Annotated in this window: 13 protein-coding genes and 1 pseudogene; 12 read left to right on the top strand and 2 right to left on the bottom strand. The window is 60.0% G+C overall.

Features of this window, described 5'->3' with window-relative positions:
• Positions 1-2: 2 nt before the first annotated feature.
• Together NKJ12_RS14350 and NKJ12_RS14345 are read left to right on the top strand one after the other, a co-directional pair.
• Positions 3-1397: a M16 family metallopeptidase gene (locus NKJ12_RS14350; protein ID WP_352703338.1), complete on the top strand. Its 1395-nt coding sequence runs from the start codon at positions 3-5 to the stop codon at positions 1395-1397.
• The gene (locus tag NKJ12_RS14345; protein WP_352703336.1) at positions 1394-2257 is read left to right on the top strand and encodes a patatin-like phospholipase family protein; all 864 of its coding nucleotides are present in this window, start codon (positions 1394-1396) and stop codon (positions 2255-2257) included. The genes NKJ12_RS14350 and NKJ12_RS14345 overlap by 4 nt, the downstream gene beginning before the upstream one ends.
• Before the next feature lie 244 nt (positions 2258-2501).
• On the opposite strand, the gene NKJ12_RS14340 is transcribed toward NKJ12_RS14345, so the two are convergent.
• Positions 2502-3038, bottom strand: coding sequence for a dihydrofolate reductase family protein (locus NKJ12_RS14340; protein ID WP_352703335.1), 537 nt, complete (start codon positions 3036-3038; stop codon positions 2502-2504).
• Between the two features lie 274 nt (positions 3039-3312).
• Positions 3313-5043 carry an adenylate/guanylate cyclase domain-containing protein gene (locus NKJ12_RS14330; RefSeq protein ID WP_352703390.1) on the bottom strand — a complete coding sequence of 577 codons (1731 nt, stop codon included), beginning with the start codon at positions 5041-5043 and terminating at the stop codon, positions 3313-3315.
• Positions 5044-5668: 625 nt separating this feature from the next.
• On the opposite strand from NKJ12_RS14330, the gene NKJ12_RS14325 reads away from it, so the two are divergent.
• The 10 genes and pseudogenes from NKJ12_RS14325 (at position 5669) to NKJ12_RS14280 (ending at position 16751) form a co-directional block, all read left to right on the top strand.
• Positions 5669-6736 (top strand): class I SAM-dependent methyltransferase, encoded by a 1068-nt coding sequence (locus NKJ12_RS14325; RefSeq protein ID WP_352703332.1) that lies wholly within the window; start codon positions 5669-5671, stop codon positions 6734-6736.
• 100 nt (positions 6737-6836) lie between these two features.
• Positions 6837-7976 (top strand): DNA phosphorothioation system sulfurtransferase DndC, encoded by a 1140-nt coding sequence (dndC, locus tag NKJ12_RS14320; RefSeq protein ID WP_352703330.1) that lies wholly within the window; start codon positions 6837-6839, stop codon positions 7974-7976.
• Positions 7969-8187, top strand: a complete 219-nt coding sequence (locus NKJ12_RS14315) for a DNA modification system-associated small protein (protein ID WP_352703328.1) — start codon at positions 7969-7971, stop codon at positions 8185-8187. Before dndC ends, NKJ12_RS14315 begins: the two co-directional genes overlap by 8 nt.
• A gap of 22 nt (positions 8188-8209) precedes the next feature.
• Positions 8210-10279, top strand: a complete 2070-nt coding sequence (gene dndD / locus NKJ12_RS14310) for a DNA sulfur modification protein DndD (protein ID WP_352703326.1) — start codon at positions 8210-8212, stop codon at positions 10277-10279.
• Positions 10276-11799, top strand: a complete 1524-nt coding sequence (locus NKJ12_RS14305) for an FtsK/SpoIIIE domain-containing protein (protein ID WP_352703324.1) — start codon at positions 10276-10278, stop codon at positions 11797-11799. The genes dndD and NKJ12_RS14305 overlap by 4 nt, the downstream gene beginning before the upstream one ends.
• Positions 11796-12056, top strand: a complete 261-nt coding sequence (locus tag NKJ12_RS14300) for a sulfurtransferase TusA family protein (protein WP_352703322.1) — start codon at positions 11796-11798, stop codon at positions 12054-12056. Before NKJ12_RS14305 ends, NKJ12_RS14300 begins: the two co-directional genes overlap by 4 nt.
• A gap of 201 nt (positions 12057-12257) precedes the next feature.
• A pseudogene (locus tag NKJ12_RS14295) lies at positions 12258-12473 on the top strand (LacI family DNA-binding transcriptional regulator); the annotation flags it as partial.
• 211 nt (positions 12474-12684) lie between these two features.
• Entirely contained in the window at positions 12685-14160 is a 1476-nt protein-coding gene (locus NKJ12_RS14290; RefSeq protein WP_352703320.1) for a DUF6600 domain-containing protein, read from the top strand.
• Between the two features lie 210 nt (positions 14161-14370).
• A complete protein-coding gene (locus NKJ12_RS14285) occupies positions 14371-15426 on the top strand; it encodes a LacI family DNA-binding transcriptional regulator (RefSeq protein WP_352703319.1) in 1056 nt (351 codons plus the stop codon).
• Between the two features lie 71 nt (positions 15427-15497).
• On the top strand, positions 15498-16751 hold the full coding sequence (locus tag NKJ12_RS14280; RefSeq protein ID WP_352703317.1) for an ABC transporter substrate-binding protein: 1254 nt from the start codon (positions 15498-15500) through the stop codon (positions 16749-16751).
• The last annotated feature ends 291 nt before the right edge of the window (positions 16752-17042 follow it).

Here is a 17042-nt window from a genome sequence, read left to right as displayed (position 1 = left end):
TGATGATGAACCAGCACGGTCCCGCTTTGTCTTCTCTCCTCGTGGGCTCCTCCCCTTCTCCCACAAGGGGAGCCGGCCCGCTTCTAGCGACCCTGTTCCTCTCCCTCGTCTTCCTCGTCTTGCCGGCGCTTTCCGCTCGCGCCGCCATGAACATCCAGGAGGTGACCTCGCCGAAGGGCATTACCGCCTGGCTGGTGGAGGATTATTCGGTGCCGATCGTCGCCATCCGCTTCGTTTTCGATGGCGGCGCGACGCAGGATCCGCCCGGCAAGGAAGGGCTTGCCAATCTGATGAGCGGCCTGTTCGACGAAGGTGCCGGCAACCTCGACAGCGAGGCCTTCCAGATCAAGCTCGACGAGGTCGGCGCCGAGATGAGCTTCGACGCGCAGCGCGACGGCATTTACGGCTCGATGCGCATGCTGGCCGACCAGCGCGACGGCGCCTTCGATCTGCTGCGCGTGGCGGTCAACCAGCCGCGCTTCGACCAGGTGCCGATCGACCGCATCCGCGCGCAAATCCTGTCCGGCATCATCGCCAGCGAGCGCGATCCCGATACGCTCGCCCAACGCAAATGGCTGGACGCGATCTATGGCAGGCATCCCTATGCGCGACCCGACCAGGGCACCAGGCAGAGCATCGCGACGATCACGCCGGCCGATCTCAGCGCCTTCCACAAGGCAAATTTCGCCCGCGACGGCCTGCATGTCGCGGTGGTCGGCGCCATCGATGCCGAGACGCTGAAGCAGAAGCTCGACCTGGTGTTCGGCAGCTTGCCGGAAAAGCAGGCGCTGACGCCCGTTCCCGACATCGACCTGAAGCTTGGTCAGCAGCTCGAGGTCGTGTACGACCAGCCGCAGGCCTCGCTGCAGCTCGCCTATCCCGGCGTGAAGCGGAATGCGCCGGATTTTTTCGCCGCGGTGCTGATGAACGAGATCCTCGGCGGCGGCACCTTCACCTCGCGGCTGTTCGACGAGGTGCGCGAAAAGCGCGGCCTGGCCTACAGCGTCAGCTCCGACCTCGTCGACCACCAGCATTCCGAGGCGCTGTCCATCACCACCTCGACCCGCGCCGACAGGGCGGCCGAGACGCTGGCCGTGGTGCGCGACGTGGTCAAGCGCATGGCCGAGGAGGGGCCGACCGAAGCCGAGCTGGCGGCGACCAAGAAATACATGATCGGCGCCTATGCCATCAACAATCTGAATTCCTCGGGCGCGATCGCCTCAACGCTGGTCGAGATCCAGCTCGGCAAGCTCGGCATCGACTACATGCAGCGCCGCGCCGCCCTGATCAACGCGGTGACGCAGGACCAGGTGAAAGCGGTGGCGAAAAAGCTGCTCTCCGCCGAGCCGGCCGTCATGGTGGTCGGGCCGAAGCTGGGCGCGGCCAACAAGGGATGAGCCCTAGCTTCGGCATCGCCTTTGGCGGCGGCGGCGCGCGCGGGCTGGCGCATATCCATGTCATCGAGGCGCTCGACGAGCTGGGCATCAGGCCGGCGGCAATCGCCGGCTCGTCGATCGGCGCCATCATGGGCGCCGGCATGGCCTCGGGTATGACCGGCAAGGACATCCACGACTATGCGCGCTCGATCCTCGGCCGGCGCGCCGAGGTGGCGACGCGCATGTGGCGGGCGCGGCCCGGCACTTTTGCCGAGGCAATGCAGGGCGGCCTGCGGGTCAGCCAGTTCAATGTCGAGCGCATCCTCAAGGCGTTCCTGCCGGATGCCATTCCCGAGACCTTCGCCGAACTCAAAATACCGCTGAAGGTGACGGCAACGGATTTTTATGGCCACAAGCTCGCGGTGTTGGCCGAAGGCGAACTGCCTTCGGCGCTGGCCGCCTCGGCGGCGATTCCGGCGGTGTTCCGCCCGGTGATGCGCGACGGCAGGATGCTGATCGACGGCGGCATCTACAATCCCGTGCCATTCGACCTGATCGAGCTCGACGCCGACATCATCATTGCCGTCGACGTGGTCGGCGCGCCGACCGAGGCGGGCCGCAAATTCCCGACCTCCGTCGACCTGATGTTCGGCGCCACGCAGCTGATGATGCAGTCGATCATCGCCAGCAAGCTGAACCAGAGCCGGCCCGACATATTGGTCCGGCCGGCGGTGTCGAAATACCGGGTGCTCGACTTCATGAAGGTCGAGGCGCTGATGGCCGAGACGGTTGCGATCAAGGACGAGCTGAAGCGCGAGGTGGAGCAGGCGCTGAAGGCGAGGGAAGACGCTGCGGTCGCGGGCAGGCAGCGGACGGTGTAGGGCGCGTGCCGGCAGCTTGAATCTCAGATGCCTACGTTCCTTCGCGCCCCCCTCTGTCCTACCGGACATCTCCCCCTCAAGGGGGGAGATTGGCAGCTTCCCTCACACCGCCTGTTCTGCAACGTTGAATGTTGGCGAAAACCGGCGTGACATCCAATCTCCCCACTTGAGGGGGAGATGCCCGGCAGGGCAGAGGGGGGCGCTGCCCGACTTATCGATGAAAGCGCAACTGCACCGAAGCGCATCACGCCATCCCGGCCGCATACTCCAGCGCCACCACGCCGTTGCTGAATTGCGTGGCCGAGATCAGCTCGAGCGGCAATTGCGCGCCGGGCGGGAACAGCAGCTTGCCCTGGCCGACGGCACCGGGGTAGCTGAGCAGCCTGATGCGGTCGACCAGGCCGTTGCGCAGCAATTCCTGCGCGACGCTGAGGCTGCCATGCACATAGATGTTGCCGCCGCTGCCTTGCTTCAGCCCTCTGACCGCTTCCGGCAACGCGCCCTGCAGCAGCTCGGCCGGCTGCCAGTCGAGCGCCTGCAAGCTGGTCGAGGCGATATATTTCGGCAGCGCGTTGAACCGGTCGGCGAAGTCTCCTGTCTCCTTGGGCCACGAGCCGGCAAAAATCTCATAGGTCGTGCGCCCCAACAGCATGGCGCCGCTGTCGGCAAGCTCGTCCTCCTTGAATTTCTGCATCTCATCGTTCCAGGCGACGCTCGGCAGCTTCTCGACCTCGGCGATGCCGTCGACGCTGATGAATTCGGTGACGATGAGTTTTCGCATGGCGGGTTCCTTTCTGCCGAGCGCGGGTCTTGTGCGAACTGCTCCGTCAACTAGCGCGGCGCTTTTTCAGGGGGAGGGCTTTCCCTGTTCAGATTCGGTCTGCAATAACCGCCCCGCTGAGCAATACCAGTTTCCTGGCCAGTATCCGCGCCACGTCGAAGCATGCCTCGGCGACTGGATCATCTACCATGAGCCCAGCAAGGTAGAAGAGAGCCGAGCTATTTCGCCGTGGCTAAAGTCCAGCTTATCGCCGATCGCGCGTGTCACGGGCTGCCTACAGGTTGGCAATACCGGCTTTCAGCAGACCTTCGCGGATGTGCTGCACATCGGACTCCTGGGCATAGTGCAGGGTGGCGATGAATGAATCGAGGTCGAATTTCGGATCGAGCGTTCTGATCTTGCCCAGATGCGCCGCGGCCGCGATTTCGTCGCCGAGCCACCCGTAGCAGGCAGCGGCGAAGGCGTGCTGAACCGAGTCCATGGTCGACAGATGCATGAAAGCTTCGATCGCCTCGCCATACTGGCGCGCGGCGAAATGCGCCTTTCCCAGATGGCTCCAGAACCTCTCCGGGTGGTGCGGGTTCAACTGCATGGCCTTGCGGATCCATTCAATTCCCTCTTCCGGCCTCCCCAGCCACGTCAACAACTCGCCTTGCTGCACCACCACGAGGTCGTAATTGGGATTGAGGGCCAGCGCCCGCTCCTGATGGTAGCGCGCTGTGGTCAGCTCATTGTTGTTCACGTTCACTGCCGCGAGAATGCGGTGGACATCGGCATCGTTGTTGTCCAGCGCCAGCGCCCTGTCCAGCGCCGCCATGATGTTGTTCCAGACGGCATCCCTGTCTTCGCACCAGTTATGGACCCAGGCCTGGCCAAGAATGCAGGCCCGCCAGGCATGGGCATGGGCATAATCGGGGTCGAGCGCGACGGCCCTTTCTATCAAGGTTCGCGCGCGTTCATTATCCGCAATCGTGCTTCGGTGATGCAGCACTTTGGCAGCGAGCACACATTCATACGCGGCCATGTTTGCAGGTTTCGCCCGCGCGAGCTGGTCGCGCTGAGCCGCCTCGACACGACCGGGCAGCGTGGCCGCGATCGCCGCCGTCACCTCATCCTGAATCGCGAATATGTCGACCAGCTTCCGGTCATACTTGTCTGCCCAGATATGAGCGTCATTCGCCGTGTCGATGAGCTGAACCGTCACGCGCACCCTCTCGCCGATCTTGCGGACGCTTCCCTCCACCAGGTATTGGACCTCGAGTTTCTCGGCCACCTCGCGCACATTCACGGCGCGGTTCTTGTAGACGAAGCTGGAATTGCGCGAGATGACGAACAACTCATGGTGGCGGGACAGTTCGGTGATGATGTCCTCGGTCAGTCCGTCCGCGAAAAATTCCTGCTCGGGGTCGCCGCTCATGTTGGTGAATGGCAGCACTACTATCGAAGGTTTCGAGATGGATCGCTTTGCCTCGACTTCCGGCAGGACAGGACTGTCAAGCCCGATGCGGTAGAGGCGAACCGGGCGGCTGATGTTCTTTAACGTCTTCTCCCCCAGGTCCTCCATGGCAATTTCGAGACGGTCGGCAATTTGGGTCGCCACCGCTGCGGTCACGCAGATGCCGCCGACGTCGGCGAGTTGCTCGATGCGCGAGGCAATATTGACGCCGTCGCCAAAAATGTCCTCATCGTCGAAAATGATGTCGCCGAGATTTATGCCGATCCTGAATTCGATACGCCGTTCTTGCGGCACATCCGAATTGCGCCGTTTCATGCGCTGTTGGATTTCCACGGCGCATTTCACGGCATCGGTCACGCTCTGGAACTCAACGAGCATGCCGTCTCCGGTGGTCTTGATGATCCGGCCCTTGTTCTTAGCGATGGCGGGATCGACCAGTTCTATGCGATGGGTCCGAAGGCGTGCGAGCGTGCCGGATTCGTCGGCCTCCATTAGCCGGCTGTAGCCCGCCATATCGGCAGCCAGAATTGCGGCTAGTCTCTGTTCCATCGCTGAACCAAAAACCAAGCCTACGCTTCCTGGGCTGCCAAATCCAGCAATTTGGGCTTGTGGCTGGATCAAGACGTCATCCTGCCGCGGCAGCAAGAAAGGGCGGATCAGAACGCTCTGCCTAGTGACTGCGAACTCGATCGCATCAATGGTGGGAGGCGGCGTCGAGCTCGTCGACGCGACATATTTCGGCAGCGCGTTGAACGGTCGGCAAAGTCTCCGGTCTCCTTGGGCCACGAGCCGGCAAAGATCTGATAGGTCATGCGCCCCAAAAGCATGGCGCCGCTGTCGGCCAGCTCGTCTTTCTTGAATTTTTTTGCATCTCATCGTTCCAGGTAACGCCCGGCAGCTTCTCGACCTCGGCGATGCCGTTGAGGCTGATGAATTCGTCGCGTGCTCGGTTTCATAAAACTTGACATTCTGATCAGCAAGACGCTGCTATCAAGGACGAGCTGTAACACGGGAGGGGGGAAGGTGGTGGAGGGGTGGAACAAGGACGGGACGCGGTCGCTCCCTGGTGCTTGTTTTCTAAAACTGCGATTAATTTACACGCACCGCCAGCGCTGCATCAGCGGCGATACTGGGCTACGCTAGCGAATAAAATGGGTGATTCGCGCGGGCTGATATGAATCAGGAACAAATAGAGCACGATTTATTTCTAGCTGCATTCAACCAGAATGCAGAGCATTTTCGTTCATTGAATACTTTGATGTGGCAAGTGCCACTCATTGCGATGACGCTTACAGGCGGCCTTTGGTACGGCGTTTCGACTTCTCCGTCATCTAAAGTTATTCAGATTTGCCTACTTGGATTGGCTATCATCGGAAATTTTGGGCTGTTTGTTGCGTTAAGTCGAATTAGGTTCATCATGGGGTGCTACCTTGAATGGTTCGAGAAAAGCTACCCAAGAGGCTACATCAAAGCCGAGGGTAACGGAAAAATTCGGGGTGATGGACTCTTTTCGGGCCGCAAAATCGTTCAGCGTGTGTTCCAATGCGTGCTCGGCGCGGCAGCAGCGTTAAGTCTAGTGCTGCTGGTCATGACAGGGCTTGAGATGTACTCTACGAATTCGCGTTCGATCAACTACTACGACAAACGCGCGGAGGATTTAGCTGACGCTTATGAGGCTATTTCCTTCCAACAAGCTCATCCTGAACTCTATCGAGCGCTTGTGAACTTGGCGCCTATCGACGTACTAGATATTGGCGCAGGCACCGGCCGTGATGCGGCCTGGATGGACCAGCAGGGACACAAGGTAGTCGCTGTTGAACCTTCAGGGAGCATGCTACAACTCGCCAGGACCCTTCATCCTTCGGCATCCATCGCTTGGTTTCAGGATAAGCTTCCGAAACTTGCTGACGTGGCGGATCGGAAGTTTGATCTGATCATATTGAGTGCGGTGTGGATGCATCTCCCAACTGCCGAACGCGGCGATGCGATCCGACGGCTGTCCCAATTGCTAAAAGACGACGGCCTCCTATACCTGACATTGCGTCTCGGACCATCAGATGACGAGCGAGGCCTTTACGCTGTATCCTTCGACGAACTTCAGCAAGCAGCAGGAAAGGAGGGACTAGCCGTTTCAGCCATCAGCGAGGCGCCAGATCTGCTCTCCAGATCTGGCATTCGGTGGCAGCGGGTCGCAGTTGTAAGAATTGGTCAGCAATCAAAGCTGGTCGAACCTAAACAATAGACTTAGGTTGGAGTAGCATAACGTCCACTTGTGATGGTTCCTGACCATATACGGGCGGCTTAAATATGCATTTTTTTGTCAGAATTGAGCGTTTAGAACCATGAGCGTGGCATTACTTGAACACAATCCGGCAGCCTCTATAGAGGAGATCTGGCGCAATACGTTGGAGCACATCAAAGAGGAGTATCTGACGCAGAATCAAAACTTTCCTTGGATAGTCGGTTTTTCCGGCGGCAAAGACAGTACGCTGGTAACTCACGCCATCTTTGAGATGCTGCTGGAAATTGCGCCTTCTCAACGGACCCGGCCCATTCACATCGTGTCCAATGACACGCTTGTCGAATCGCCTCTGGTCATGTCGCATCTGAACACCGTAACGCGGCAGATTGAGGATGCGGCAGTCGCGCTCGGCTTGCCGATCACGGTTGCGCGCACCCACCCCGACCCCGACAAGACTTTCTGGGTTCTTTTGATCGGCAAAGGCTACCCCAGCCCGAACATGACTATGCGATGGTGCACCGACCGACTCAAGATTCAGCCCACCAGCGGCTACATTAAGCGCCAGGTTTCAGCCTCTGGTGCAGCGATCGTTGTGCTGGGCGTGCGCCGCGATGAAAGCCAGAGCCGCCAGCGCTCGATTGATCGCCGCCGCAATGTCCGAGGCGAACACCTGTCCGAACATGATCGCCTGCCGGGTGCTTTCATCTTCCGTCCGATCATCGACCTCAGCATCGATGATGTGTGGGAAATTCTCGGCACGAACTTCGCACCTTGGGGTGGCGATCATGTACCCCTAATTCAGCTTTACCGAGACTCTGAGGGTGGAGAATGCCCGGTTGTTCTCTCGGCCGACGAAGCACCCGGATGCGGCACGTCCAATAGCCGCTTCGGTTGCTGGACCTGTACAGTTGTCGAAAAGGACAAGAGCCTTCAGGGGTTCGTTGATTCGGGAATGCTGCATTATCAGCCACTCATAGAATTTCGTGACTGGCTAAAATCGGTCCGCAACCGTGCGGACATGCGTCAGGCCTTCCGGCGTAACGGCCGCTTGACGTTCGATACTAATGGCAAACATATTCCGGGGCCTTTCACCATTCAGGCTAGGAAAGAAATATTTGACCGTCTGCTAGCTGTACAGCAGAAGTTTGAAGGCGCGCTAATCTCTGATGTGGAGATTCGGCAAATCCGCCAGATTTGGGCGGACGAATTGCAAGCAATCGGGAGTCTCGCAAATGTCTGACACAACTGCTGCCGCCGAACTCGCGCTTAGCGATCTGCCCTTGTGGGCGGATGAGGATGCGCGTGAGGTGCTGGATCGCATCTGTGAGCAGCACGACGTGCCGGTTGACGTGCTGACGGAACTGGTCAGTCTACAACGTGAGCGCCAGCACCAAGAGCGGGCCTCGGGAATATATCCCCGCATCGAAGAAATCTTGGGACGTATGGACTGACTGGCAGGAGAGAGGGGGAGGCATGTGGGTATCCAAAATCGAACTGGTCTGCTTTAAGTCGTATCAACATCAGGAGTTCACTTTTCCCGAGCCAAGTAATGGCAAAAATGTCGTCCTGATCGGCGGCCTCAATGGTTATGGGAAAACGTCGATTCTGGAGGCGCTGTATCTTTGTCTTTACGGCAAGGATGCCCTAGCCCACCTCGCGCGCGCCGGTCTGAAGACCGACGACGTGCGGGGTTATCCTACTTTTCTCGAAAAGGCCTTCAATGGCGAGGCGCTGCGGGATAGCCGCGACACCATGCTGGTGCGCGTAACAGTACATCGTAGCAAGCTTAAAGCTATTGAGATCACGCGCAAATGGTATTTCCGAAGCAACGGCAGTTGGACTGACGAGGAAACCACTGTGCGAGCGATTACCCGGAATGTGCCCGAGATGCCGCGCTCGGATGGTAAGAACGGCTTTAATCTGGCCGACATGCTGGACGATTTTTTCGTCCCTGCGCATATCGCGCCGTTTTTCTTTTTCGACGGTGAGGAAGTGAAGAAGCTCGCCGATCAAAGCCGAATCGAGCAGGTCAAGCAGGGACTCGAAGGCCTGCTTGGCGTGGTGCTGCTGCGATCGTTATCGGATCGGCTGCGGCAGTTCGAGCAGTCACGGCGGCAAGGCGTGGTTACCGTTGACGAAGAGCGGCTTGCGGTTTTAGAGCGCAGTCTGCGCGAGAATGAAAGGCTGGAACGGGAAGTCGTTCAGCAGATCGAAACCGCCAAGGAGCAGAAACGGCTTCTCACGGCCGAGTTCCAGTCAATTTTGGAGCGCGTGACGTCCGCCGGCGGCGGCGGAGGGGACACCGCGACTTATAAAGAATTGGTCGAGGAGCGTGAACAGTTCCGGAATGCCCAGCGCGAGAATTTACGTGCGCAAGAAGAGATCCTTTCCGGTCGTCTGCCGTTTCATCTGGCCTCAAAGCCCATATTGGAGACGATGCGCCACCAACTCGAAGCTGAGGTGCGTTACTTCAAGTGGGAAGGTGAGAAGCAGGCGCTTGAACCACGGAAAAACGAATTCCGTACAGCACTCGACCGACAGGTGCTCCCTTCGATCGATCCCCCGTTGTCCGACAGCCAGGGGGCCGCGCTCAATGCGCGCATCGACGCTGCGTGGGGCGCGCTGTTCTACCCCCCACCCGATGAGTGCGCAGACAGAATCGTTCATTCGTATTTATCTCCCACCGACCGGACTAAGACGCTTGAATTTCTTGATTCGATCGCGGTCAGCCACCGCGAGGTGCAGGACCTGTTGTCCGAGCACGGACATCTCACCCAGCGTATCGATGACCTCGGCCGTAAGATCTCGAAGTTGGAAGGCATTGACCGCGACGGAACGCTTGCGGCTCTGACCCAGGAGTTAAAGGCTGTTCAGCAGAGGATTGAAAAATGCGACGAGGACATTCGTACTGAGGAGCGCCGGAAGACGGCGCTCGAGACGGATATCGTCCGGCAGCGCGCGGATTTTGAAAGAGAGAAGAAGAAGCTCGATGAGTCCTCACCGCTCAGATCGATCATCACAAAGTCGGAACGCATCCGAGCTGTGATCGAGGACCTGGTCCCGGCTCTTTTCCCTCTAAAGGTTAAGGAACTCGGCAGTTCCATGACCCAGGTCTACCGGCAGCTTGCGCACAAGGATCAAGTCTCGCGCATTGTCATCGCCAACGATGGCACGTCCAAGATATTGGGAAAGTCCGGCAAGGCCATAACTTTCGACCGGTCTGCTGGAGAGAACCAGATATTTGCGACGGCTCTGATCGCGGGCCTCGCTAAAGTTTCTGGCATCAATGCGCCCCTTGTGGTGGATACCCCATTGGGCAGGCTCGACAGCCGCCACCGCCACAACATTCTGCAATTTTGGACGAATGATGCAACCCGCCAGGTAATTCTTTTGAGCCAGGACAAAGAAATTGACCCTGAGTTTCATCGCCGGATCGCCAGACACGTTTCGAAGACATACCTTCTGGAGCACATGGATGTAGGTGACGGCGTAGGGCGCACTAGCGCCCGCGAGGATCGCTATTTTGTGGAAGCGGCCGAATGACAACGCTCACGGTCCAGCAAATTATGTCATCGCGTTTCCGAACTAGTGCCCACGCCGATGCAAAAACAAAGGCGCTGATGGAAGGACTTGCCCTTTCTACCAAGGCCAATGTCGCCCGGCTGGCCATTGGGCGGTCGCTGGCTGCAGGAGCGCTACCAGATGACACTGTTGACGCAAAGGGGCTTGAAATCCCAGCCACCTCGCTCTTTACCCAGGTCGACGTGACGACGTGGGTCGGTCTCCTAGCCACACATGCATCGATTCATGGCGGTGGGTCTTTCGACAGCATGGATAGTTTTAGAACTGCTGTTCGGCGGCATTGGCATCGCGGCGCCAGCCTTCTGATGAATGACTGGAAAGACGTGAATGAGGATTATGATGCCTTCATCGGGATCTTACTGAAACGACGTTCCGATCTGCCCGATACGCGCGCTGACAATGGCGTACGCGCACTCGGAGATATGGTTCCCGCCGCCGCAACGGAGGATATTTCCAAGCTACTGATAAAGGCTCTCTCCGATATTGGCGTGAGCGCTGACGTCAAAGGCGTCGTGCATGGGCCGCGCGTGTCGCGCTACAAAGTGCTGTTGCGGGACGTCAATCAGCTTGACAAGCTTCGAAAAGGGCTAGAGCGGCTGGCTCTCGCCCTGAATCTACAAAACATGATGCCCACGCTTGGCACTTCCGATGAGGCCAACACGCTTGCTCTAGACATTCCGCGCCCAAGAACGACGTGGATCAATGCCGGGCGCAAGGATCTCGAAGCGGCGCTCGATTCAATACCGCGCAAAGACAGCACGCTGGAAGTATTCCCCGGCCAGGGCGTTACGGGTCAGAACGTCCACTTTGATCTCGCCACCGCACCGCATCTGCTTGTTGGTGGAGCGACCGGACAGGGTAAAAGTGTATGCATGCATGTCCTAATAGTTTCGCTGATCACGCGCCACACGCCGGACACACTGAAACTTTGTCTTATAGATCCCAAGCAGGTAGAGTTTGCGGTTTATGAAGGCAGCAAATACCTCTGGAACAACGAAGTTGCATCCGGCGTAAACCAAGCCCGTAATGCGATTGATGCCTTAGTCATCGAGATGGACAGCCGCTACGTCCAGCTCAAAGCTCTGGGCGTGAATAATGTGTTAGATGCACGCCGGAAAGCAGGCGGATTTCCGTTTATTGTGGCGTTCATCGATGAACTAGCCGATCTTATCATTCAGGATCGGACCGTTGAGTCGAAGATCGTACGGCTCGCTCAAGCCGCCCGGGCGGCAGGTATTCATCTAGTGCTGGCAACTCAAAGACCTGACGCCAAGACGTTCAGCGGCCTCATTCGCAGCAACATTCCGTCCCGCATCGCGCTTACGGTCCAGAAGAGTACAGAATCGCAGATCATTCTTGACGAAACTGGGGCCGAAGATCTTCTCGGCAAGGGCGACATGCTTATAAAGCGTCCCGGCGAAGAGCTGGAACGAGCGCATGGGTTCTTTCTTAGTTTAACGGATGTGGAGGCGATGATATGAACTGTTCCACTACAGTTTCGCCGCTGTCCACCACCACCGAAGTAGATACGCGCGGCTTAAATTGTCCTATCCCTGTGCTGAAGGCTAGGCGAGCGGCGAAGACATTGATGCGGGGGTGCACCATGCTGGTCAGATGCACGGACCCCATGGCCAAAATCGACATCCCGCATTTCGCCAGAACCGATCATCATGGGGTGATCTCGTCTGGTGAGGAGAATGGCGAACTCTGGTTTCTTCTCCGGATTGGTGGCGCGTGAAAGCGTCGTTCGTTCAATAGACGCATATTCCGCCCCAGACGGGTCGCGCAACCTGCCCCTTGCCATCCCACATCCTTCCCTTAATCTCCTCCCTGAGAAAACCTTTTTCCCAACCCGCCCCGCACCCGCTGACCTCACCAATCAGCACCCCGCAGGCCCATAAGAGAAAGGCTTCTCAACCGGGTGGATCATACCCAAATCATGGCGTCCGATGCGCAGCCAACGCCTGTCAAACAACCCGTCACCCTGCGTGAAGTGGCAGCCCTTGCCGGCGTTAGCGCTGCCATCGCCTCAAAAGCGCTGAACGGGCAGGGCCGGATGACGGCCGCGCCGCGGAGTTGGATTCGCGAGACGGCGCAGCGGCTTGACTTTCGCCCGAACAGCCTGGCGCAGAGCCTGTTGCGGCGGCTCGCTTACCGTCGGGCCCGCTGGCCAACGACCTATCGCCGCGCCTTCGGCGCGCATTTGTGACGGTCGCCGCCTTCATGAAGCAACTCTGATCCCAAATATCGTCATGCGATGCCAAGCCGTTGCGTGAGCGGATGCGGGTAACATCGGCAAAGTGGAACAATCCGGCAGCCGGCGGGTTTGTAGGATGAAGGGCGATCTGTTTCGGAGGAAGATTACGATGAAACGCGTCCTTGCCCACCATGCGGTGCGACTGATGCTGGGCGGCGTAACCGCGTGCCTGCTCACAGTTGTCGACATTCCCAACCCAATTGCGCCATTGTCGCTTGTGTCCGAGGCAAGGGCCGCCACCACCGTTTCGATCAGCACATTCTATGAAGACCTGTCTTCTTACGGCGATTGGGTCTCGTATCACGGAGCGACCGTTTTCGTGCCGGTCGATGTGCCGGACGATTGGCGTCCGTATACGCTTGGACACTGGGTCTACACCGAGCAGTATGGCTGGCTCTGGGTGTCCGACGAGCCATTCGGCTGGGCGACGTACCATTACGGCCGGTGGGGCTATGCCGACGATATCGGCTGGTACTGGGTTCCGGGCACTCGCTGGGCGCCAGCATGGGTGAGTTGGCGTCGTGACAGGGAGCACATGATTTGGGCTCCGCTGCCGCCGCGCCGCGATCCGGATTTGATTTCAATCGAGGTGACCTTCGACACGACGCCGGATTATTACTGGGTTGTGGTCCCCACCCGCGAATTCCTTGCCGCGGACATTTCTACCGTCGTTATCCGTGATGAGCCGGAATTTGTGCGCATCGTCGAGGCGGCCGAGCCGGCTGGCGACGTGACGATCCGGAACAACGTCGTGATCAACAAAGTCATCGATGTCGATGTGATCGAAAAGGAGACGAACCAGAAGGTGACTGCCGTCAAGGTCAGCAAGACCGACGCGCCCGAGCGGTCCGGCAAACTGGAAAAAGATACGGTCGCTGTCTTTGAGGGCGAGGTCAAAGCCGATCCTAAGGCCAAACCAGCCAAGCTCAAAGACATCGAGGAGGTGAAGCAGGTTCAGGCTGGCCGCAAATCGAAGCCGACCGAAGGCGCTGCAACGACCGAGCAGGCCAAGCCCGAAGAAACCGCCAAGCCTGAGAAGCCGAAGGTCGGCGAGCAGCCGATCACCGAGCAGCAGGGCGAGCCGGAACAGGCGGCCAAGCCTGAGAAGCAGAAGACCAAGAAGCAGCCCGCCGCCGAGCAGCAACAGGCCGAGCCGGAACAGACGGCCAAGCCTGAGAAGCCGAAGACCAAGAAGCAGCCCGCCGCCGAGCAGCAGGCTGAGCCCGAGCAGGCGGCCAAGCCTGAGAAGCAGAAGACCAGGAAGCAGCCCGCCGCCGAGCAGCAGCAGGCCGAGCCCGAACAGGCGGCCAAGCCTGAGAAGCCGAAGACCAAGAAGCAGCCCGCCGCCGAGCAGCAACAGACCGAGCCGGAGCAGGCGGCCAAGCCTGAGAAGCCGAAGACCAGGAAGCAGCCCGCCGCAGAACAGCAGCAGGCCGAGCCCGAGCAGGCGGCCAAGCCTGAGAAGCGGAAGGCCAAGGAGCAGCCCGCCACCGAGCCGCAGCAGGCCGAGCCGGAACAGGCAGCCAAGCCCAAGCCGCAGAAGCAAAAAAACAAGGCTTGCGATCCGCAGACTGAGAGCTGCTAGCCTTGCGGGTAGACTACGGCACCGCGATCATTCCATCGCGGTGCCGCTGAGCGGCCATTCCCCCCTTGCCATCGCCACATCCTTCGTCCTAATCTCTCCCTTGAGAAAACCTTTTCCCAACTCGCCTCGCATCCGCTGACCTCACCATTCAGCACCCCGCAGGGACATAAGAGAAAAGCTTTTCCCACCTGGGAGGATCATATCCAAATCATGGCGTCCGACGTCCAGCCAACGCCCGCCAAGCAGCCCGTCACCTTGCGTGAGGTGGCCGCCATCGCCGGCGTCAGCGTCGCCACCGCCTCGAAGGCGCTGAACGGGCAGGGGCGGATGACGGCCGAGACGCGGACCCGGATTCGCGAGACGGCGCAGCGGCTCGGCTTTCGCCCGAACAGCCTGGCGCAGAGCCTGCTCAGGCGGCGCTCCTTTACCGTCGGGCTTTTGACCAACGACACCTATGGTCGCTTTTCGCTGCCGCTGATGGCCGGCGTTTCCGATGCGCTGGTCGATGCCGGCGTCTCGGTGTTTTTGTGCAATGTCGAGGACGACCCGCGCCTTGCCCAGCTGCATGTCGATGCCATGCTCGACAAGCGCGTCGACGGCATCATCGCCACCGGCAAGCGCATCGACCGCCATCTGCCGGTCGACCTCGCCAATCTCGGCATTCCGGCGATCTATGCCTTCACCGAGCCCGATCCAAACGCCATCGCTTTCGTGTCCGACGATGCCGGCGGGGCGCGGCTGGCGGTCGAGCACTTTTGTCGGCTCGGGCGGCGGCGCATCGCCCATGTCAGCGGTCCCGCAAGCTTTGCCGTGGTGCATGCCCGCGCCGAGGCCTATCGCGCGGTGCTGGCCGAGAACGGCTTGCCGGTCATGGAGCCGCTGCTTGGCCACTGGTCGGAGGCCTGGGGGCATGAGGCGGTCAAGACGCTGTTCGACCGCGAGGGGTTTGACGGCACGCGCGAAAAACCGGACGCGGTGTTTTGCGGCAACGACCAGATCGCGCGCGGCGTCATCGACGCCTTGCGCGAGCGCGGTATCGGCGTGCCTGACGAAGTCGGCGTCATCGGCTTCGACAATTGGCAGATCGTCGCCGAGGCTACCCGCCCGCCGCTGACCTCGGTCGACATGAATCTCGCAGCACTTGGCCGCGAGGCCGGCCTTGCCTTGCTTTCGCTCGTCGGCGGCGAACCCGCTGTGCCGGGCATCAGAAAACTGCCGTGCCGGCTGGTGGTGCGTCAGTCATGCGGCCGTCCGCCGGACGGCTGAAACGAAACGGGCCGTGTCGATAGTCACCCGCTTGGGAGCGCGGCCGAGTTAAAACCATGTGGAGGAGAAGCATGAGAACCACCATTACCGGGCTCGCCATCGCCGCGAGCATTTTCGGCACGCTGGCGACAGTCGGCTCGGCCGCCGCCGACACCGCCAACATCTGGGTGCGCGCCGACGGCTCGAACTTCATGCCGCGCATCGTCGACGCCTTCAACAAGGGGCATCAGAACCAGATCAAGCTGGACATCATCCCCAATGCCGAAATCATCCCGAAATACGGCGCCGCCGCCGCCGGCGGCACCGCGCCGGATGCACTCTCGCTCGACCTGATCTACACGCCGTCCTTCGCCGCCGCCGGCCAGCTGGAGGACATCACCGACTGGGCGAAATCGCTGCCCTATTTCGCCAGCCTGTCGCCGGCGCATGTCAAGACCGGCACCTATAAGGGCCGCATCTACGGGCTGCCGTTCTCGGCGGATTCCTCGGTGCTGATCTGGAACAAGAAGCTGTTCAAGCAGGCCGGCCTCGACCCGGAAAAGGGCCCGACCAACTGGGCCGAGATCGAGAGCGACGCCGAAAAGGTCAACGCGCTCGGCGGCGACATCAAGGGCTTCTATTTCTCCGGCAATTGCGGCGGCTGCAACATCTTCACCTTCACGCCGCTGATCTGGGCCTCGGGCGGCGACATCCTGACGGAGGACGGCTCCAAGGCGACGCTCGACACGCCGCAGATGCGCGGCGCCATCGACCTCTACCGTTCGATGGTCAAGAAGGACCTGGTGCCTTCAGGCGCACAGACCGACACCGGCTCCAACTTCTTTGCCGCCTTCGCCACCGGCAATATCGGCATCTCGCCGTCCGGCGCCTTCGCCATCGGCGCGCTGAACACGCAATATCCGGATATCGACTACGGCATCACCTTCCTGCCCGGCAAGGACGGCGGCTGGTCGTCGTTTGCCGGCGGCGACAATTTCGTCGTCACCAAGGGCACCACCAAGGTCGCGGTGGTGAAGGAGTTCCTCGATTTCGCCTATTCGCTCGAGGGCCAGACCATCCTGGCGAAATACGGCAGCCTGCCGGTGCGCGGCGACATCGCCAATGAGGCGTTGAAGGACCTCGACCCGCGCTACAAGGTCGCCGCCGAAGCGATGGCCAAGGGCCGCACGCCCTATTCGGTGGTGTTCAACGACCTGATCAACTCGGCCAACGGTCCGTGGAACCAGATGATGAACGAGGTCTTCTTCGGCGAAGACGTCGACGGCGCCATCGCCAATGCCCAGGAGACCATGCAGTCGATCATCGATTCGGCGCCGCAGAAGTAAGCGCCGGCGCCCACCTCCCCCTCGAGGGGAGGTCGGACCGCAGGTCCGGGTGGGGTCGTTGCGGCAGTGCTCGACAGAAAGAAACGTCGGCGCACTTCGCAGAGGACCCCACCCCCGCAGCCCCTTAACCTCCCCCTTGAGGGGAGGTCGGACCGCAGGTCCGGGTGGGGTCATCGCGGCAGTGCTCGACGCTCTTTTGATGTCGGCGCGCTTCGCGGAGGACCCCACCCCCGGCCTTCGGCCGGACCCTCCCCTCAAGGGGGAGGGGGACGTCCCGCCAATGGAAAAACA

This window comes from Mesorhizobium sp. M0195 (genome assembly GCF_040322115.1).
Classification (GTDB): domain Bacteria; phylum Pseudomonadota; class Alphaproteobacteria; order Rhizobiales; family Rhizobiaceae; genus Mesorhizobium.
The sequence above is the reverse complement of the archived record's forward strand: the minus strand, read 5'-3'. Positions and strand labels throughout refer to the sequence as shown.